This is a genomic window from Mameliella sp. LZ-28, from assembly GCF_012274245.1.
GTDB classification, from domain to species: Bacteria; Pseudomonadota; Alphaproteobacteria; order Rhodobacterales; family Rhodobacteraceae; genus Antarctobacter; species Antarctobacter albus.
This window is the reverse complement of sequence record NZ_JAANYX010000036.1, coordinates 42,674-60,729: the sequence shown is the minus strand read 5'-3', so window position 1 is coordinate 60,729 and position 18,056 is coordinate 42,674. Positions and strand designations below refer to the sequence as shown.

Sequence of the window (18,056 nt, the reverse complement as noted above, 5' to 3'; positions counted from 1 at the left end):
TCGGATGCCGGCCCTTTGGGCCTAGGCATGGACGGTCGACTTCAGGAACCCCCGAAGCCGTTCCGATTTCGGCGCGCCGAAGAGTGTCTCCGGCGGGCCTTGTTCCTCGATCAGCCCCTGGTGCAGGAACACGACGTGGTCGCTGACGTCCGAGGCCATCTTCATGTCATGGGTCACGATCAGCATCGTGCGCCCCTCTTGGGCCAGCGACTTGATCACCCGCACCACTTCCTGTTCCAGCTCCGGATCCAGCGCGCTGGTCGGTTCATCGAAAAGCAGTGCTTCCGGTTCCATGCAGAGCGCGCGGGCGATCGCGGCGCGTTGCTGCTGTCCGCCTGACAGCTGGGCCGGGTAGACGTCGCATTTGTCGCCTATGCCCACCTTGTCCAGGTAGCCGCGCGCGGCCTCTTCCACCTGAGCACGATCGCGGCCCAGCACAGTGACCGGCGCCTCCATGACGTTTTGCAGGATGGTCATATGGGCCCACAGGTTGAACTGCTGGAATACCATCGACAGGTTCGTCCGAATGCGCAGAACCTGCTTGGCATCCGCCGGGCGGCGGTTGTGGCCGTCACCCTTCCAGTGGACCGGTTCCCCCTTGAAGAGGATCTCGCCCTGCTGGCTGTCTTCGAGCAGGTTGCAGCAGCGCAGCAGCGTCGACTTTCCGGAGCCGGACGACCCGATCAGCGAGACCACGTCACCCTTGCGGGCCGTGATGTCGACTCCCTTGAGAACTTCGAGAGAGCCATAGGCCTTGTGCAGATTGCGGATTTCAATGACGGGCGTGTCGGACAAGCGGAGCCTCGGGCAGATCGCAGGATGGCCGGTATCAACGCGCAATCCTGCGCACTTGGCAAGGGGGCCAAGGGCAAAAAGTCCGGTTCTGACCTTGGGTCAGGCGGGCGCAGGCGCCGGGATGGGCAGGTCGAAATAGCGTTGGGGGTCTAAGACGTGGAAAGAAAGCGGGCCGCCCATCTCGAAAGGGTCGCCTTGCGGAACAAAGTCAACGACCGCGTCAAGCAGCGCCGCCCGAAGCGGCGCAGGATTAGTGCCTCGGGTGGCTATCAAGGGCAATCCCGGTGTGGCCGCTGTATGGCCGGCAACATGGACTTTGGCAGAGGCTGGCTCGAAACGCTTGAGAAGACGCCAGGTCACCGCATCGACAAAGGCGATATCCGCGTGTCCCTGAGCCACCGCATCGAGCGAACCGGCATGGGAGCCGGTTTTGACAAATGCACTGTAGGTCGGCACTCTGAAAAAGGGCGTGCCCCCTTGCGAAGCCGCCCAACCGGACTGACTGTCGGAGGAATTGTAGGCGAGCCGCAGGCCGTCTATACCTGTAACGTCGTGCGGATTATTGCGAACAAGGCGCCTCAGGACGCGCGAGTAATAGTGTCCCGGCTTGCAGTTCAGGCCGAAGCCGAGCGTTCCCACGTAGGTCACCCTGTCCTTCAGCACCGTCCGAAAAGGCAAGCCACAGGTCATCGACAAGGCCAGATCGTCCCGCAACCAGTGATCGCTCCACGGTTCGGGGATCGCGTCCGGCGGTGTCAGGTCCGGCAAGTCCAACCCGTGGCGGCGGCCTGCCGATTGCACGCACGACCAGAAGTCGCACCAGGACCGCGCGTTCTCTTCCCGCCAATACATCGGCAGGCTGGCGATCATTGCTTTTTCTCGACCCGCTGCCGTGCCAGGGCGCTGTCACGGTCGTTGATCCCCAGAAGGTTCGACACCAGCCTGAGCAGCGCGTCCTCTTCGGCCTCGCGCACGCCATCGGCCAGTACCACCTGCCAGAGCGCCTCGATCACCGCGATGCGGTCCTCGTAGGGCACGGCATCCTTGATCGCGCGGGTAAAGCGCACGGTGTCCGGTGCCTCTGCCTCCAGCCCCTCGCCCTCGGCCCGCAGACGCGCGGCTTCGAAGGGCGACAGGCCGTACCGGGTGGCGATAATCCGATCTATGCGGTCCCGCTCGCTGTCGTCGAAGGCGCCGTCGGACCTGGCGACCCGGACCAGCAGCGCGGTCAGCGCAAGTCGGGCGTCTTCGTCAGGCAGGGGGGCGGGGTCGGTCGCCGTCAGGCGCTTGAGGAAATCTGCGAACATGCTCTGGGATATAAGCCCGGTTTCGGGCCGGCACAATTACTCAGGGGATCACGGCCGCGCTGCGCGCCGCTTCGTTGTCATGCGGGGCGACGCCAAGCGCCTCTTCGACCAGGTTCACCAGCGCGGCTTCGCGGGCATCGGTGATCCCGTCCGCCCAGGCCACCTGCCAAAGCGCCTGTACGGTTTCGACGCGGTGGGCATAATCCACGTTCTCGCGGATCAGCGCGGTCATCCTGGCGTCGTCCTTGATCTCGCGGGCCAGCCTTTCGCAGGTGGCGCGCATCTTGGCGGCCTCGACCGGGTTCAACCCGAAGGCCGCGGACAGGGTCCGGTCAATCTGGCTGATTTCCTCGAAGAGATAGGTGTCGTCTGCCCGCGCCACGCGGACCAGAAGAGTGCCAAGCGCCAACTTGGCATCCGGTTCCGGCAGCGGTGCGGGCTGGCGCGGACCGTGGTGGAAAAAGGCTTTCAACCGCTCGAACATGGCCGGCCTCCTGATGGTTCGCCAAAGGCCTAGCATGACGCCGGAGGCGGCGTCACCTGCCTGTCGAGCCGGTCCTTGCGAATTGGTCCGAGAGTGGTTTCAGTGCCGCGTCCATCCCCCAGGGCGGGTTTACGACAAAGAGGCCCGAGCCGATCATGCGGTGACCGTCCCGGGCAGGCGGAAAGCGGACCTCGTGGCGCAGGGCCTCGGGGAATTCGGCCTCCAGCTGGCGCAGCATGGGCGCATGTGCCCCGTCGCGCAGCAGCGGATACCACAGCGCCAGGATGCCCACGTTCCACTTGCGGGCGAGGGCCTGCATGGTCCGGGGCACGCTGACGTAATCCGCCTTCACCTCCCAGCTGGGGTCGATCAGCATCAATCCTCGGCGCGGATCGGGGGGGCAGAGGCTTTGCGCCATCTCGTAGCCGTCCTGCCTGTAGACCCGCGTATTGGGCGCCCGCACCGCGCGGGACAGCGCTTCGTGCTCCTGCGGATGCAGTTCGGCCAGGTGCAGCCGGTCGTCCGCGCGCAACAGGCTCTGCGCGATCAGCGGTGAGCCGGGATAGGCCGTCGGCCCCCTTTCCGTCCGCACCTTCTTCAGCGCCCGGGCATAGGGATGATCAGCGCCGAACCAGCCTTCGGCCCGGGCGATCCCCTGTGCTGCCTCGCCGGTCTTGACCGCCTCGGCGCCGGCAAGATCATAGAGCCCGCGCCCGGCGTGCGTCTCGATATAGCTGAGCGGCTTTGGCTTGCGGGTCAGGTAGTCAAGCATCCATGCCAGGGCCGCGTGCTTGTGCACGTCGGCCAGGTTCCCGGCATGATAGGCGTGTTGATAGGACAGCATATGAGCGGCCTAAGAGTTTGCGGCGGGGCTGGCAAGGGCCTACGGGGCAGACCGCTTGCGCATCGCCCGCAAGCCGGTATCACATGCGGTAGTGCAGACCCCAGGGGACTTGGCGAGGCGGATGGATGGCACAGAGCGGCGTGCAGGGCGTGATCGACCGCGAGGCGCGGGAAAAGGAACTTCTGGAATACCTGCGTGTCTACGTCATGATCTGGCAAAAGATCGACTTCATCTGGGGCATGTTCCTGACCTCCTATATCCCCCTTTTCGGTTTCCTGCATTTCTACCAGGGCGACCTGGGGGGCAGTTTCGCCGGGATGTTCGTGCTGGCCGTCGCCTTTTTCACCTATGTCAACGGGCAGGCCCTGCGGCAGCATTATGACATCGCCATCACCATGAGCCGCGAGTTCCGGCGCCTGAACCGGTCCTTTCCGGACATCAACGGCGCGCTGATCCGCACCGCGCAGGACAACCGCCCCCGGCTGGTCTGGGTCACGCATGGGGCAGCCTTTGGCGGGATGCTCTACATGATGGTGGGGCGCATCGGGACGGGCTTCTGCGCGGCGGGCACGGCAGAGGGCGGCTGGGACTGTATCCTCACGCTGGTTTTCGGCTGAGGCGCCTTTCGCCCAGGAACCAGAGTTCGAGCAGCGCAAGGTAGGGCAGGTAGAAGGCCCAGACCATCGCGCGGTCAAAGGGGCCGTAGAAATCGTCCACCCCGATGCCCCCCGTCGTGGCGAACCACAGCCCGTAGTGCAGGCGATAGAAGTAGGAGCCCACCGCCAGCACCATCAGGCGCAGCGCCCAGCGGCGGTGGCGCGTCACGTCCTTGTCGATGGCGTAGTAGACGGTGTTGGACGCCGCGAGGATCATCAGCGCGCCATACAGCGCGAACCAGCCCGACATCCAAGGGCCGCCAACGGTGCCCTGCAGCGCGATGTAAAGCAGCCCGGCGAGACCGGTGACTACGGCGGTCGTGGCCAGCGTATAGCCCGAGAGCCGGTGCAAACCCGGCGCCCGCCGGCGGATCACCGGGAGGAGTTGCAGCGGCACGGTCGCGGTGATGACGGCGCCGGTGATCATGTGGGCATAGATGGCCAGATTCGAGAGCGGCGCGCCGGGATGAAACAACCGACCCAGCGCCTCAGGCACGCCTTGCAGCGCCAGCACGGGCCGGGTGAGCGCGTGCCAGGCAAAGGGCAGCACCATCAGGGCCAGAAGGACCAGCAGGACAGAGGGTAGGGCGCGACGGATCATGGCGCGGAAGGTAGGGTGATTTGCGGGGACCGGGAAGGGGGCGCGAAACATCTGTACGCGAAGCTCCTGGGCGCGGGACAAGGCCGCAGGCCGCCGCGCGAGCGCCGACCCGCCCCCCGGGGCGGCGCTTTGGTTGGGCTGGGCGCCGGCCTTTGAGGTCCTTCGGATGTGTCAAGATAAACCGCACCCGATCAACCGTCGGAGCGCCACCCCGCGGGTCGGCGCTGGCGCGGCTATTGTCGAGCGCTATAAAATTTCCTAGACTTGGATTGGCTACACATATTCCAGTCCTTGAGTTTTTGAGGTGAGTTTTTGACCATCGTTGTATCTGGTCCGAAACCTAGGCGCCGGAACTTGGATGCGTCTGAATTAAACGATCAAGACGTGTCAGGTGCACGTTTCTTCGGAGTTACATCAAACGGTCACGGCCAAATTTGGCAGCAACAAGAAGGCGAGATCTGGAGGGCGGGTATTAACGGCGCAGAGAAGTTGGTTGTTTCCAATTATGGCTCAGTTAGGGAGGCGCTGAAAGGTCAGTTTTCTTGTGACTTTGTGGTTCACAAGATGGAATTATGCCCGGGTCAATATTACCCAAGAATCGGCAGGCCGAATGATCAGCATCCAGATAGCGGTCCGGCTCGACCTAATTTTGCGAATGCTGATATGGGTGAATTATTCAACTCTGCTAGGTATTATTCGGCTTTGGTAGGGCAGTTGTGGGAGGTCTTGGAGGTCATTGAGCCGGTGATCGAAAATAAAGACTGCTTTGGCAATAAAATTCGTAGCCTCCTAATTCTTGCTTGTACTGAGTGTGAAAATCAAATGCGCCTCATTTTGAGGTGCAATGGATTAGAGAAGGATCGTTACAACACTTCGGATTTTGTCCGTCTATTAAAGCCAATGAGATTGAACGAGTATGCGCTGGAATTTTCCGAGATGCCGTGGCTTGGCGAGATTCACCCTTTTCGTGACTGGAGTTCGGCGAAGCCAACGGTATCTCTATCTTGGTATGATGCCTACAATGCTACGAAGCACGACAGAAGTGCGTGCCTATTTCGGGCAAATTTATCTTCTCTATTCAAATCTTTGGCGGCTCTTTGGATTCTATTGACTGCTCAATATGGATCGCACTCGTGGCGAACAGTATCCGAAAGTGATCGGGTCTTTACAGCAAAATCGGTTCCAAGGTGGCGATATTCTGAATGCTATACATACCCGTACTCTGGAACTGGAATGTCCGCCCAGGAAGTAAAGCTATTCAAATGACATCACGCCGCCACTGTATTTTTGAATTCATACGTCCTCAAACCAACCTCGACACCTCTTTCGCCGCCCGCACAAAATCCCGGAAAAGCGGATGTGGGTCAAAGGGTTTCGACTTCAGCTCGGGGTGGAACTGGACGCCGATGAACCAGGGGTGGTCCGGCCATTCCACGATCTCGGGCAGCTTGCCGTCGGGGGACATGCCCGAGAAGCACAGACCGCTGGTTTCCAGCTGCTCGCGGTACTTGATGTCGACCTCGTAGCGGTGGCGGTGGCGTTCGTCGATGGCCGTCTTGCCATAGACCTTTGCCACCTTCGAGCCTTCGGTCAGCACCGCGTCATAGGCCCCCAGCCGCATGGTGCCGCCCTTGGCATCGTCCGGGCGGCGGTTGACCTTCTCGTTGCCCTGCACCCATTCCTTGAGGTGATAAACCACGGGTTCGAAACGCTTTTCCCCGGCCTCGTGGTCGAACTCCTCCGATCCCGCCTTTTTCACACCAGCGACGTTGCGCGCCGCCTCGATCACCGCCATCTGCATCCCCAGGCAGATGCCCAGGTAAGGCACCTTGTGCTCACGGGCGAATTGCGCCGCCTTGATCTTGCCCTCGGTCCCGCGCTCACCAAAGCCGCCGGGGACGAGGATGGCATCGAATTTCTCGAGGTGCGGGGCCGGGTCCTCTCGGTCAAAGATCTCGGCGTCGACCCATTCGACCCGTACCTTGACGCGGTTGGCCATGCCGCCGTGGGTCAGCGCCTCGGCGATGGATTTATAGGCGTCCTCCAGCTGGACGTACTTGCCGACAATGGCGACGTTGACCTCGCCCTCGGGGTTGTGGATGCGGTCGCTGACATCCTCCCATTTCGACAAGTCGGGCTTGGGCGCGGGGCTGATCTGGAAGGCGTCGAGAACTGCCTGGTCCATGCCCTCGCGGTGATAGGCCAGCGGTGCGTCGTAGATCGACGACAGGTCCTGCGCGGCGATCACGCTGTCGGGGCGGACGTTGCAGAACAGCGCCAGCTTTTCGCGCTCCTTCTGCGGGATCGGCCCCTCGGAACGGCAGACGAGAATATCCGGCGCGATGCCGATCGAGCGCAGTTCCTTGACCGAGTGCTGGGTCGGCTTGGTCTTCAGCTCTCCGCTCGCCTTGATCCAGGGCAGCAGGGTGAGGTGCATGAAGATGCACTGGCCGCGCGGCTTGTCCTGGGAAAACTGGCGGATCGCCTCGAAGAAGGGCAGGCCCTCGATGTCGCCAACGGTGCCGCCGATTTCACATAGCATGAAATCGACCTCGTCCTCTCCGATGGAGATGAAGTCCTTGATCTCGTCGGTGACGTGCGGAATGACCTGGATCGTCTTGCCGAGGTAATCGCCGCGGCGCTCTTTCTCCAGCACGTTGGTATAGACTCGGCCCGAGGAAATGGAATCGGTCTTGCGCGCGGGGACACCGGTAAAGCGTTCGTAGTGGCCCAGGTCGAGGTCGGTCTCGGCACCGTCGTCGGTGACGAAGACCTCACCGTGTTCAAAGGGCGACATGGTGCCGGGATCGACGTTCAGATAGGGGTCCAGCTTGCGCAGGCGGACCGAAAAGCCGCGTGCCTGGAGAAGTGCGCCAAGGGCGGCGGAGGCCAGCCCCTTGCCAAGCGAAGAGACCACACCGCCGGTGATGAAGATGAAGCGCGCCATCTGGGTAACCCCGTGATTTTTGCAGGCAATCGCCTGCGTTCCTGCAAGTTCAGACGCGGCTTGTACCGGATGTGGCACCAGCTGCAACACGGGATTTGAGACATAGTGGATTCGCGCGGATTTGTCCAGATGACCGCTAGATGCTGTTGCGCTGCATGGGCGATCTGCAAGGGATTGTAGGCGGTCTGTCGCCTTGTCGGGGTATTCCTGACTGCTGGCCTGCCGGGGGCAACTGCTAGTCTCGGCAGGGAAATCAGGAACCGGCGTGGGGCCGCTGGCGGCCTTGTCCTTGGCCCCCGACAGCAATGCGCGCCGACAAGCAGGAGACAGGATCATGGCCCTGGAAATCTACTTTGAAGGAACACTGAACGGTGAGGTCCTTGCCGAGCGAGAAGCCATTCAGGACGGTCGCGGTCTGCGATCCGATGGCGAGCTGGTTCAGGCGGTCCACGATACGTCCGAGACGGATGCCTTTGTCTTTGCCAGTGGCGGGACGGCGCCTTCGGGCGGGTTCTCCGACGTCTCCGGTCTGGGGGCAGAGGTGACCGTGGCCGAGTATCGGGACGGCACGGAACACTCTCCGGAATGGACCAACCCGAAAGATGGCGATCCTGGGCATACGGCGGCAGGGTCCGATCCCGAATGGCGCTATGTGCCAGTCCGCCGGTTTTTCGAGGACAGCGACACGGATTTGGGCCTGTCGTGGGACGACGGCCTGTTCTGATCGCCGCCCCGCAATGAAAAAGGCGGCCCCGAAGGCCGCCTTTCCTGAAATCGAGTGGTCTCAGTCGGCGCGCGGAACCAGCGGCGCATCCGCGTCTCCGCCGTCTGCCGAGGGCGGCGGGACCAGCGCGTTCGGGTCGATCCCGTCAAGGCCGGGGGCCGGTGCCGGCGCATCGGTTGCGGGTTCCTGCGTGCCAAGCCGATCCAGGATCGAGCTGCCCGAAGCATTCTGGGCGGCGATGATCGTCAGCGTGATCGAGGTGATGATGAAGCCCACGGCAAGAATCCAGGTCAGCTTGCCCAGTGCCGTCAGCGGGGCCCGCTGGCTCATGGCGCCGCCGCCGCCGCCGATCCCCAGGCCGCCGCCTTCGCTGCGCTGAAGCAGCACGACGCCGATCAGGCCGAGAGCCAGAAGAAGGTGGACGATGAGGATGACGTTTTCCATGGGGCCTGCGCCTGTTGGGTCGGTTTCGGGGTCATGTAGGCGAAGCGTTGCCCCGGTGCAAGCAATGAAACCGAAAGCCGCCCGGCCCCCGGTCGGTCACTCCGCGGGTTTCACCGGCGGGACGCCAAGCGAGATACAACTGGTCGGGGCCTCCGGGGTGCCCGCCGTGCAGACAACGCACCAGTCCTCGCCGGGTATGCAGCAGTTCACTACGGATGGGCTGGTGGAATGTTTCCACGGGGCGCCTTTTTCGGCTTCGCACTGGGCAATCAGCTCTGCGGCCCGCGCGTCCGTCAGATCGAATGTGACGATCGCAGCGGCCGGGCCGGCGCCAAGTGTCATTACAAACAGGAGGCTCGACGCAAAATATACCTTGATCATGAAATGTGTTTTCCCTTCCGATGGATTTGAAGTTCCGGGACCGTGACACAGGACCTGGCGGCTGTCACCCTTGGTTGCGTCCCTCTAGGGGGGGGCTTGCGCGGTGGCTCCGGTCGGGGCAGGCTTTGCCAATGCCCCACGATCACGCCGACGACGCCCCGCCGCACAGTCTCTTGCCCCCTGACCCGGCGTTGCGGGTCAAGGCGCTGGAAACGCTCTTGACCCGAAAGGGTCTGATCGACCCCGCTGCGCTGGACGAGATCATCGAGATCTATGCCCACAAGGTCGGGCCGAGGAACGGCGCGGCGGTTGTGGCGCGGGCCTGGACCGATCCGGACTTTCGCAAGCGCCTTTTGGAGGATGCGACGGCGGCGGTGGCCGAGTTGGGGTTCACCGGGCGACAGGGCGAACATGTGGTTGCCGTCGAGAACACGCCGGAACAGCACAACATGGTCGTCTGCACCCTGTGCAGTTGCTACCCGTGGCCGCTTTTGGGCATTCCGCCGGGGTGGTACAAATTCGATGCCTACCGGGCGCGGGCGGTGCGCGAACCGCGCAAGGTGCTGGCCGAATTCGGCGTGACCCTGCCAGAGGGGCAGCGCGTGCGGGTCTGGGATTCGACCGCCGAGGTGCGCTATCTCGTGCTGCCGATGCGGCCCGTCGGGACGGACGGGCTGGACGAAAGCGCGTTGGCGGCTCTGGTCAGCCGCGACGCGATGATCGGCACGGCGCTGGTGGAGGCGCCTGCATGACCCGGGTTCATGACATGGGAGGGCGGTTCGGTGACGGTCCGGTGCAGCCTGCGGCCGGGGACGCGCCTGTCTTTGCCGAAGAGTGGCACGCCCGCGCGCTGGCGGTGACCCTTGCGGCGGGGGCGCTGGGGCAATGGACGCTGGACCGGTCGCGCTTTGCCCGTGAATGCCTCGCCCCTGCCGACTACCTGGCGTTTTCCTACTACGAGAAATGGCTGGCCGGGCTGGCGGACTTGCTGGTGGCACAAGGGGTGATCACCCGGGATGAATTGGCGGGAGCGGAGGCTGCGCCGTCGCCCCTGGCCGAGCGCCGGCTGCAAGCCGAGTCGGTTGCCGGGACATTGGCGCGCGGCGGGCCGGTTTTGCGCGAGGGTCCCGCGCCGCACTTTGCGCCCGGCGACCGCGTGCGCACGCGTCGTCCTGCACGCAATCTGGCCGTGACGGGTGGACATACACGCCTGCCGGGGTATGCCGCCGGGTTGACCGGGGTCGTGGAGCGCGCGCATGGGTGCCACGTCTTTCCCGACACAAACGCGCATGGATTGGGCGAACAGGCCGAGCCGCTTTATACCGTGGTTTTCGATGCAGCCGAGGTCTGGGGCGCCGCGGAGGCGCCCGGGGATACGGTCAGTTGCGATCTCTGGGAAAGCTACCTGGAGCCAGAGACATGACAGAGCCCGTCTTCGGGGCGCCCTGGCACGCGCAGGCCTTTGCGCTGGCCGTGTCTCTGGAAGCGGGCGGGGCCTTCACATGGCCGGAATGGACGCAGGTTTTCGGCGCGGTGCTTGCGGAACATGGTTTGTCGAAAGAACTGGACGGTGGCGATGATTATTTCATCGCCTGGGTCGCGGCGCTGGAGCGGATCTGTACCGAGAGGGGGATCGCCGGGGCCAAGGACCTCAGTGCGCTACGGGATGCCTGGGAGAAAGCCTACCTGACAACGCCACACGGAGAACCGGTTCGGATCGCCTGAGCCTCAGACCACGCGCCGCCCTGCAACGTAGGTGGCCGCGATGGCGCGGTCATCCCCCATCATGATCGTCGGAAACAGCGCCTCCCAGAGGTCTTTCGCCCGCGCGCTGCGCTGCGCGATGGCCGGGGTCGAGGCGAGGTCGAGCGCGATGAAATCCGCCTCCATCCCCGGGGCGAGGCTGCCGATGCGGTTGTCGAGGCGCAGCGCCCGGGCCGAGCCGGTGGTGGCCAGCCAGATCAGTTCCGCCGGGTGCAGGGCATGCCCGCGCAGTTGTGCGACCTCGTAGGCGGCGGCCATGCTGCGCAACATGGAAAAGGACGATCCGCCGCCGGTGTCGGTGGCAAGGCCCACGCGGTGGCCCGCACGCGTCAGCCCATCCATGTCGAAGAGGCCGGAGCCGATGAAGGTGTTCGACGTCGGGCAATGGATCAACGCGGCGCCGGTCTCGCGCAGGCGGTCCTTCTCACGCGGCTCCAGGTGGATGGCATGGCCATAAAGGCCGTTTGCGCCCAGGAGGCCATGCGCCTCGTAGGTGTCGAGATAGTCGCGCGCTTGCGGAAAGAGCGATTTGACCCAGGCTATTTCATCCGTCTGCTCGCTGAGGTGCGTCTGCATCAGGCAGTCCGGGTGTTCGGCCCAGAGAGCGCCCAGGGCCGAGAGCTGCTCGGGCGTGGAGGTGGGCGAAAAGCGGGGCGTGATGACATAAGAGGCACGGCCATTCCCGTGCCAGTGCGTCAGCAGCGCCTTGCTGTCGTCATAGGCGGATTGCGCGGTGTCCAGCAGGCCCTCGGGGGCGTTGCGATCCATGCAGGTCTTGCCCGCCAGGACCCGCATGCCGCGCGCCGCGGCGGCCTCAAAGAAGGCGTCCACCGAGGCCGGATGGATCGTGCAGTAGCTGCAAACCGTTGTCGTGCCTTGTGCCAGCAGCAGATCGAGGTAACGGCCCGCGATTTCCGCGGCATAGCCCGGGTCGCCAAAGCGCATTTCCTCGGGGAAAGTATAGGTGTTCAGCCAGTCGATCAGCCGTTTACCCCAGCTGGCGATCATGGCCGTCTGCGGGTAGTGCGCATGGGCATCGATGAACCCGGGCAGCAGCAGGGCTTGCCCGTGGTCCGTGGTGCTGGAAAAGTCACCCCGCCGCAGCGCCTCGGCGCCGCCGACCTCAGTGATCACGCCATCCTCGATCACCAGTGCGCCATGCCTGTCGTGCCGGGCCGCGCCCGGCCCCTCGACAAGGGGATCGGCGGTGAAGGTCAGGGTCTGTCCCAGGTGCAGGTGGCGTTTGCTCATGCAAAAAATCCTAGGCAGGTCGCGAAGAAAGGTAAATCGCCATAGTCCCCCTGTCGCCCGCCGACAGCTTGTCATAGTGTCGGGCGACGACAGGTGGAGGGCAGGGCATGGCCGAAGAGCTGGAGGCAGAAACCACCGAGACAGCAGAGCGCGACGACGCCTATGCGCTCGACCGCAAGGCCGTTGCGGCGATTCTCTATGCGGTGGATGTCGAGGACAGGGAACAGCTGGTCGAGCTGATGGAGCCGCTGCACGCGGCCGACATCGCCGACCTTCTGGAACAGATCAACGCCTATGATCGCGGCCGGCTGATCCGGCTGTACGACAAGGAGTTCGACGGCGAGATCCTGTCGGAACTGGACGAGGCGCTGCGCGAAGAGGTCTTTGCCGCGCTGACGCCCTCGGTTCTGGCGGACGCGGTGCGCGAGCTGGACACCGACGACGTCGTCGACCTGGTCGAGGACCTGGAAAGCGATCAGCAGGACGCGATTCTGGATGCGCTGGAAGCCGGCGACGCGGCTGCAGTCCGCCAGTCGCTGAGCTATCCCGAATTCTCTGCCGGGCGCCTGATGCAGCGCGAGGTCGTTATGGCGCCCGAACACTGGAGCGTGGGCGACGCCATCGACTACATGCGCAGTTCCGACCGGCTGCCGGAACAGTTCTACCATGTCGTGCTGGTGGACCCCCGGTTGCGGCCCGTGGGCAACGTGACGCTGGGCAAGATCATGTCGTCGCGCCGCGACGTGTTGCTGAAATCCATCGTCGAAGAGACCTTTCACACCATCCCCGTCACGCGGGACGAGGGCGAGGTGGCCTATGCCTTCAACCAGTACCACCTGATCTCGGCGCCGGTCGTGGACGACAACGAACGACTGGTCGGTGTCATCACGATTGACGACGCTATGGCGGTTCTGGACGAGGAAAACGAGGAAGACATCCTGCGCCTAGCCGGGGTCGACGGTGAAAGCCGGCTGTCCGACCGGGTGATCGAAACGACGAAGCGGCGCTTCCCCTGGCTGGCGGTCAACCTTGTCACGGCGGTGCTGGCCTCGCTGGTGATTGCCCAGTTCGAGGCGGCCATCGCGCAGGTGGTGGCGCTGGCGGTGCTGATGCCCATCGTGGCCTCGATGGGCGGCAACGCCGGCACGCAGTCGCTGACGGTGGCGGTGCGCGCGCTGGCCACCAAGGACCTTACCGGCGCCAACATCTGGCGGGTGATCCGTCGCGAGGTGGCGGTGGGGCTGATCAATGGGCTGGCCTTTGCCGTCATAATGGGAATCGTGGGCATCCTCTGGTTCGGCTCGTTCCAGCTTGGCGGGGTGATTGCCACCGCGATGGTGATCAATCTGGTGATTGCCGGACTGGCGGGGATCGTGATCCCGGTTATCTTGGACAAGGCAGGGGTGGACCCGGCCCTGGCCTCGGGCGCCTTCGTGACCACGGTGACGGATGTGGTCGGCTTTTTCGCCTTTCTGGGACTGGCAGTGGTGGTGTTGTTATGACGACTTTGGAAGACCGCAAGGCGGCAGCGCGCAAGGCGGCCTTTGCCCGCCGGAAACCGGCGTTTGAAACCCAGGCGCCCGGCGCCGCCGGCAAGTTGAGCGAGGTGCTTGCGGGGTATCGCGGGGCGCCTCTGTCCGGCTTTTTGCCGATCCGCACGGAAATCGACCCTGTGCCCGCGATGGCCGAGGCGTCCGCGCATGGCCCCGTCGGCGTGCCGGTGATCGAGGCCAAGGGGCAGCCGCTGAAATTCGCCCGGTGGGAGCCGGATTGCACCCTGGTCGACGGGCCGTTCGGGGCACAGATCCCGGAACACCAGGTCTATTTCGAACCGGAGGTGCTGATTGTGCCGCTGGTCGCCTTTTCCCGCGATGGCGGGCGGTTGGGCTATGGGGGCGGGTTCTACGATCGCACGCTGGAACTGTTGCGGTCGCGGCGGCCGACGCTGGCAATCGGGTTCGCCTTCGGCGCGCAGGAGGATGCGGATCTGCCGCTGGAGGAAACAGACCAGCCGTTGGACCTGATCGTGACCGAGGCCGAGGTCATCACCCCGGCGCGCTAGGCCCTCAGACCGGCGGCGGCGGTGTCTTGGCGCGCAGTTCCAGCCGCCGTTCCCTTTCAAAGACATAAAGCCCGGAGGCGACGATCACCGCGATGCCGACCCAGGTCAGCGGTGTCGGGAAATCGCCGAAGGCGAAATAGCCGATCACCGTGGCGCCGACGATTTCCAGGTATTGCAGCGGTGCGATGGTCCCGGCGGGGGCCAATCGCAGCGCATAGGTCAGGAACAGGTGCGAGATCGTCGCGACCACGCCGACCCCGACCAGCGTCCAGATCGCAAAGCCCTGCGGCCGGATCGGATCGAACAGCGCGTTGCCCGTCCCCTCCATCAGCAGCAGGGGCGGTACGATCAGAACGGTCGCGGCCAGTGCGGTGTGCCCTTGCAGGACAAGCGGATGCAGGCGCCGCGCCATAGCGCGGGTCATCAGCATGTAGATGGCGAACAGTGCCGCCGTCACCAGCGGCAGAAAGGCCACCAGTCCCAGGTCGGAAAAGCTGGGCCGGATCACCAGCAACGCGCCGCCAAAGCCCACGGCACAGGCGCTCAGCCGCCGCCAGCCAACCGGTTCCCCGAGAAAGACGGCGCCCATGAGGATCAGTACGAAAGGCTCGACGAAGAAGATCGAGATCGCGTCGGCGATGGGCATGTAGCGCAGCGCGGTAAAGAAACAGCCCGTGGCCGCCAGCAGCGCGGCGGCGCGGGCGACATGGCGGACAAGATCGCCCAGGGTGACCTTTTGGCTGTGGCCGAGAATGGCGGCCAGCGGCATCAGGATCGCCACCTGGATCGCAAAGCGAAAGGCCAGGATCTGCGGTACGGGCACCTCTGCCGGTGTCGCCTTGGCCAATGCGTCCATCATCGGCGCAAAGGTGCAGAAGGCCAGCATGAAGAGAATGCCGATGGTGGTCCGGTCGACGCTTTGTTGGGCTTGGGTGGTCATGGGGCCTCGCTGAACCGGCGCAAGGATCGGCGCGCCTTGTAATCGGGTCTTGTCGAAATGCGACGGGGGCGGGCGATTGCGGGCGGGCAAGATGTGTGGTGCACGGTCATGGCAGGATCGACAGCCAGATCCACGCGGTCAGCACGGACAGGGTGGTGGCGATCAGGACCGCCGAGGCCGCCACGCGCCGCGCGCGCCCGTAGAGGTTGGCAAAGACGTATGAGTTGATCCCCGGCGCCATCGCTGCGGTCAGAACGGCGGACCGGAAGGCCGAGGTCGACAGGCCGGTCAGCGTGCCCAAGGTCCAGGTGATCGCCGGATGCAGCACCAGCGAGATTGCGCAGATATAGGCGATGACCCGTCCGTCGCCCTGCGGCTTGTAGCGGCAAAGCACGCCCCCCATGCCGAACAGGGCTGCGGGAAGCGCGGTGCGGATCAGCATGTCCAGCGCATCGGTGGCCACGGTGGGCAGCGAGAGGTTCAGGAGGTTCGCGATGAGCCCCAGACCGATGCCGATCACCAGTGCGTTGCGGAACATCGCCCGGCCCACCTTGGCCGGCAGGGCGCGGTTCGAAATCCCGGCCGCCCTTGCACGGGCGATCTCCATCGCGGTGATGCCGATGCCGTAGCAAAAGGGCGAGTGCATTGCGACGATGACATAGTTGGCCTGCAGGGCATCGCTGCCATAGGCGCGTTCGGTGATCGCAAGCCCCATCATCAGCGAGTTGGCGAAGAGACAGCAGAACCCGATGGCCACCGCATCCTCCCAGTCGCGCTTGAAGAAATAGCGCGCACCCAGCAGCCCCGCGACAAATCCCGTGGCCGACCCGGTGTAGAAACTGACCAGCAGCCAGGGATTGAAGTCCGGGCCCAGTTCCAGCGTCCAGATGGCGCGGAACAACAGGCAGGGGATGGCGATGGTTTGGGTAAAGCTCATCAACCCGTCGACGCCGCTGTCGGAAAACCAGCCTTTCCAGACCGCGGCATAGCCGGCGCCGATCACCAGAAAGACCGGCAGGATCACGTCGAGCAGCGCCTGCATGTCGGGAAGCCTTGGGGAATGAATGCGTCAGAGGCGCGGAATGCGCGTGGGCAACCTCACATAGCTTGCCCCGAGGTGCAACTGCCGGCCGCGGGGTCGGGCCGCTACATGGGTTCTGAACAGGACAGCGCCATATCGTCCGGGCTTGCCCGTCGTGACTGCCGAGCAGCAGGAAGAGGCTAAAGTGCGTAGCGGATCACCTTGCCGTCATAGGCCGGGGTGATGTGGTCCGGGGTCTCGGCCTCCACCTCGGCATAGTCGAGGTCGATGTGCATGTTGGTCAGAACCGCGCGGCGGGGGGCCGCACGGGCGATCCACTCCAAGGCCAGGTCAAGATGCGCATGTGTCGGGTGCGGCGTGCGGCGCAGCGCGTCCAGCACCCAGCAGTCCAGGTTTTCCAGATGCGGCCAGGCCGCGTCCGGTATCGTCGCCACGTCCGGTAGGTAGGCCAGATCGCCGATGCGAAAGCCAAGCGCGTCGATGCTGCCGTGGTTGACCTCGAAGGGGGTCAGGGTGACGGGGCCACCGGCGCCCTCGATCGTGACGGGGCCGTTGATCGTGTGCAGGTTCAGGATCGGCGGATAGGGCGAACCCTCGGGCTGGACGAAGGCATAGGCGAACCGGGACAGCAGGTCGTCCTGCGTGTCGCCGTCGGCCCAGACGTTCAGCCGTTCGCGGGTGTTGAAGACGATCTGGCGCAGATCGTCGAGGCCGTGTGTGTGGTCCGCATGGGCATGGGTATAGACCACGGCATCCAGTCTTCCGATGCCGGCGTCCAGCAGCTGGTCGCGCATGTCGGGCGTGGTGTCGATCAGAACGGAGGTCGTGCCGTCCTGAGTTTCGCGCTCGACCAGCATGGAACAGCGCCGACGGCGGTTTTTGGGGTTCTGTGGATCGCAAGCCCCCCAGTTTCCGCCCAGCCGGGGCACGCCGCCGGAAGACCCGCAGCCAAGGATCGTGAAACGCAGTTCTCCTGTCATGCAGCGCGCTCCCAGAGGGCGGCCTTGGCAAAGAGCGTGTCGAAATTCGCCTCTGTCCGGCGGGCGAATTCCTCGTAGGGCAGGCCAAAGACCTCGGCGCCCTTTTGCGCGGTATGGGCGACATAGGCCGGTTCGTTGCGCTTGCCGCGATGGGGCGGTGGCGCAAGATACGGACTGTCGGTTTCCACCAGGATCCGATCCAGCGGCGCATTGGCAAAGATGTCGCGTAGGTCCTGCGACTTGGGAAAGGCGGCGATTCCGGACATGGACAGGTAGAACCCCAGGTCCAGCGCGGCCTTGCCGAGCGCGGCACTGGAAGAGAAACAGTGCATGACGCAGGTGTACTCCTGCGCCTTGTACCCCTCTGTCAGGATACGGGCCATGTCGTCGTCCGCGTCGCGGGCATGGATGATCAGCGGCAGGCCGGTTTCCTGCGCCGCCTCGATGTGGATGCGCAGGCTGGTCTTCTGCACCTCGGCGCTTTCGGCGGTGTAGTGATAGTCCAGCCCGGTTTCACCGATGCCGACGAATTTCGGATGTTTCGCAAGCGCCGCCAGTTCGTCCACCGTGGCCAGGGGCTCTTCGGCGGCGGACATCGGGTGCGTTCCGGCTGCATAGAATACGGGCTCATGCGCCTCGGCGATGGCACGGACCTGGGGTTCGTTGCGCAGGCGGGTGCAGATGGTGACCATGCGATGCACGCCCGCGCGCAGGGCGCGGTCGATCACCTCGGGGCGCTCCTGGTCGAAGTCGGGGAAATCGAGGTGGCAATGGCTGTCAGTAATGGCGGGAACGGTCATGACGGCTCCTTGGTTGACGGTGGTATCTAGGATG

At 64.3% G+C, this 18,056-nt stretch carries 22 protein-coding genes; 8 read left to right on the top strand and 14 right to left on the bottom strand.

Annotation, left to right across the window (positions count from 1 at the left end; translation table 11 throughout):
- Window positions 1-21: 21 nt before the first annotated feature.
- The 5 genes from G9Q80_RS24150 to G9Q80_RS24130 form a co-directional block, all read right to left on the bottom strand.
- Window positions 22-795, bottom strand: a complete 774-nt coding sequence (locus G9Q80_RS24150; RefSeq protein ID WP_088669823.1) for an ABC transporter ATP-binding protein — start codon at window positions 793-795, stop codon at window positions 22-24.
- A 99-nt stretch (window positions 796-894) separates the two neighbouring features.
- The gene (locus G9Q80_RS24145) at window positions 895-1,665 is read right to left on the bottom strand and encodes a phosphate/phosphite/phosphonate ABC transporter substrate-binding protein (protein ID WP_088669822.1); all 771 of its coding nucleotides are present in this window, start codon (window positions 1,663-1,665) and stop codon (window positions 895-897) included.
- Window positions 1,662-2,102: a tellurite resistance TerB family protein gene (locus G9Q80_RS24140; RefSeq protein WP_043137988.1), complete on the bottom strand. Its 441-nt coding sequence runs from the start codon at window positions 2,100-2,102 to the stop codon at window positions 1,662-1,664. The genes G9Q80_RS24145 and G9Q80_RS24140 overlap by 4 nt, the downstream gene beginning before the upstream one ends.
- A 40-nt stretch (window positions 2,103-2,142) precedes the next feature.
- Window positions 2,143-2,586 (bottom strand): tellurite resistance TerB family protein, encoded by a 444-nt coding sequence (locus tag G9Q80_RS24135; protein WP_043137985.1) that lies wholly within the window; start codon window positions 2,584-2,586, stop codon window positions 2,143-2,145.
- Between the two features lie 52 nt (window positions 2,587-2,638).
- Complete coding sequence (locus tag G9Q80_RS24130) at window positions 2,639-3,430, bottom strand: 23S rRNA (adenine(2030)-N(6))-methyltransferase RlmJ (RefSeq protein ID WP_088715479.1); 792 nt, start codon at window positions 3,428-3,430, stop codon at window positions 2,639-2,641.
- A 125-nt stretch (window positions 3,431-3,555) separates the two neighbouring features.
- On the opposite strand from G9Q80_RS24130, the gene G9Q80_RS24125 reads away from it, so the two are divergent.
- Window positions 3,556-4,047 carry a hypothetical protein gene (locus tag G9Q80_RS24125; protein WP_088715480.1) on the top strand — a complete coding sequence of 164 codons (492 nt, stop codon included), beginning with the start codon at window positions 3,556-3,558 and terminating at the stop codon, window positions 4,045-4,047.
- Here G9Q80_RS24125 and G9Q80_RS24120 read toward each other — a convergent pair.
- Window positions 4,028-4,687 carry a DUF2306 domain-containing protein gene (locus G9Q80_RS24120; protein WP_088715535.1) on the bottom strand — a complete coding sequence of 220 codons (660 nt, stop codon included), beginning with the start codon at window positions 4,685-4,687 and terminating at the stop codon, window positions 4,028-4,030. The two genes, G9Q80_RS24125 and G9Q80_RS24120, sit on opposite strands and share 20 nt — an antisense overlap.
- A gap of 312 nt (window positions 4,688-4,999) precedes the next feature.
- On the opposite strand from G9Q80_RS24120, the gene G9Q80_RS24115 reads away from it, so the two are divergent.
- Window positions 5,000-5,953 (top strand): hypothetical protein, encoded by a 954-nt coding sequence (locus G9Q80_RS24115; RefSeq protein WP_133066411.1) that lies wholly within the window; start codon window positions 5,000-5,002, stop codon window positions 5,951-5,953.
- 37 nt (window positions 5,954-5,990) lie between these two features.
- On the opposite strand, the gene pyrG is transcribed toward G9Q80_RS24115, so the two are convergent.
- Window positions 5,991-7,634 (bottom strand): CTP synthase, encoded by a 1,644-nt coding sequence (gene pyrG, locus G9Q80_RS24110; RefSeq protein WP_043137979.1) that lies wholly within the window; start codon window positions 7,632-7,634, stop codon window positions 5,991-5,993.
- Window positions 7,635-7,968: 334 nt separating this feature from the next.
- Here pyrG and G9Q80_RS24105 point away from each other — a divergent pair, with 334 nt between their 5' ends.
- A complete protein-coding gene (locus G9Q80_RS24105; protein WP_088715481.1) occupies window positions 7,969-8,358 on the top strand; it encodes a hypothetical protein in 390 nt (129 codons plus the stop codon).
- A 60-nt stretch (window positions 8,359-8,418) separates the two neighbouring features.
- Here the strand turns inward: G9Q80_RS24105 and secG are convergent, their stop codons facing one another.
- Together secG and G9Q80_RS24095 are read right to left on the bottom strand one after the other, a co-directional pair.
- On the bottom strand, window positions 8,419-8,802 hold the full coding sequence (secG, locus tag G9Q80_RS24100) for a preprotein translocase subunit SecG (protein ID WP_043137974.1): 384 nt from the start codon (window positions 8,800-8,802) through the stop codon (window positions 8,419-8,421).
- A 96-nt stretch (window positions 8,803-8,898) separates the two neighbouring features.
- Complete coding sequence (locus tag G9Q80_RS24095) at window positions 8,899-9,183, bottom strand: hypothetical protein (RefSeq protein WP_088715482.1); 285 nt, start codon at window positions 9,181-9,183, stop codon at window positions 8,899-8,901.
- A gap of 131 nt (window positions 9,184-9,314) precedes the next feature.
- On the opposite strand from G9Q80_RS24095, the gene nthA reads away from it, so the two are divergent.
- From nthA to G9Q80_RS24080, 3 genes are read left to right on the top strand one after another with little or no spacing between them, the layout of a single operon-like run.
- Window positions 9,315-9,935 (top strand): nitrile hydratase subunit alpha, encoded by a 621-nt coding sequence (gene nthA, locus G9Q80_RS24090; RefSeq protein ID WP_088715483.1) that lies wholly within the window; start codon window positions 9,315-9,317, stop codon window positions 9,933-9,935.
- Window positions 9,932-10,606 carry a nitrile hydratase subunit beta gene (gene nthB / locus G9Q80_RS24085; RefSeq protein WP_088715484.1) on the top strand — a complete coding sequence of 225 codons (675 nt, stop codon included), beginning with the start codon at window positions 9,932-9,934 and terminating at the stop codon, window positions 10,604-10,606. The genes nthA and nthB overlap by 4 nt, the downstream gene beginning before the upstream one ends.
- Complete coding sequence (locus G9Q80_RS24080; RefSeq protein ID WP_069209109.1) at window positions 10,603-10,908, top strand: nitrile hydratase accessory protein; 306 nt, start codon at window positions 10,603-10,605, stop codon at window positions 10,906-10,908. The genes nthB and G9Q80_RS24080 overlap by 4 nt, the downstream gene beginning before the upstream one ends.
- 3 nt (window positions 10,909-10,911) lie before the next feature.
- On the opposite strand, the gene guaD is transcribed toward G9Q80_RS24080, so the two are convergent.
- Entirely contained in the window at window positions 10,912-12,198 is a 1,287-nt protein-coding gene (gene guaD, locus G9Q80_RS24075; RefSeq protein ID WP_088715485.1) for a guanine deaminase, read from the bottom strand.
- A 107-nt stretch (window positions 12,199-12,305) separates the two neighbouring features.
- Here guaD and mgtE point away from each other — a divergent pair, with 107 nt between their 5' ends.
- Both mgtE and G9Q80_RS24065 read left to right on the top strand, forming a co-directional pair.
- Window positions 12,306-13,700: a magnesium transporter gene (gene mgtE / locus G9Q80_RS24070; RefSeq protein ID WP_043137958.1), complete on the top strand. Its 1,395-nt coding sequence runs from the start codon at window positions 12,306-12,308 to the stop codon at window positions 13,698-13,700.
- On the top strand, window positions 13,697-14,260 hold the full coding sequence (locus G9Q80_RS24065; RefSeq protein ID WP_088715486.1) for a 5-formyltetrahydrofolate cyclo-ligase: 564 nt from the start codon (window positions 13,697-13,699) through the stop codon (window positions 14,258-14,260). Before mgtE ends, G9Q80_RS24065 begins: the two co-directional genes overlap by 4 nt.
- A 4-nt stretch (window positions 14,261-14,264) precedes the next feature.
- On the opposite strand, the gene G9Q80_RS24060 is transcribed toward G9Q80_RS24065, so the two are convergent.
- From G9Q80_RS24060 to G9Q80_RS24045, 4 genes are all read right to left on the bottom strand, one after another.
- Window positions 14,265-15,200 carry a DMT family transporter gene (locus G9Q80_RS24060; protein WP_088715487.1) on the bottom strand — a complete coding sequence of 312 codons (936 nt, stop codon included), beginning with the start codon at window positions 15,198-15,200 and terminating at the stop codon, window positions 14,265-14,267.
- A 106-nt stretch (window positions 15,201-15,306) separates the two neighbouring features.
- Entirely contained in the window at window positions 15,307-16,242 is a 936-nt protein-coding gene (locus G9Q80_RS24055) for an AEC family transporter (RefSeq protein WP_069209113.1), read from the bottom strand.
- 179 nt (window positions 16,243-16,421) lie between these two features.
- Entirely contained in the window at window positions 16,422-17,222 is an 801-nt protein-coding gene (locus tag G9Q80_RS24050; RefSeq protein WP_088715488.1) for an MBL fold metallo-hydrolase, read from the bottom strand.
- Window positions 17,219-18,022 (bottom strand): TatD family hydrolase, encoded by an 804-nt coding sequence (locus G9Q80_RS24045; RefSeq protein WP_088715489.1) that lies wholly within the window; start codon window positions 18,020-18,022, stop codon window positions 17,219-17,221. Before G9Q80_RS24045 ends, G9Q80_RS24050 begins: the two co-directional genes overlap by 4 nt.
- Window positions 18,023-18,056: the final 34 nt, after the last annotated feature.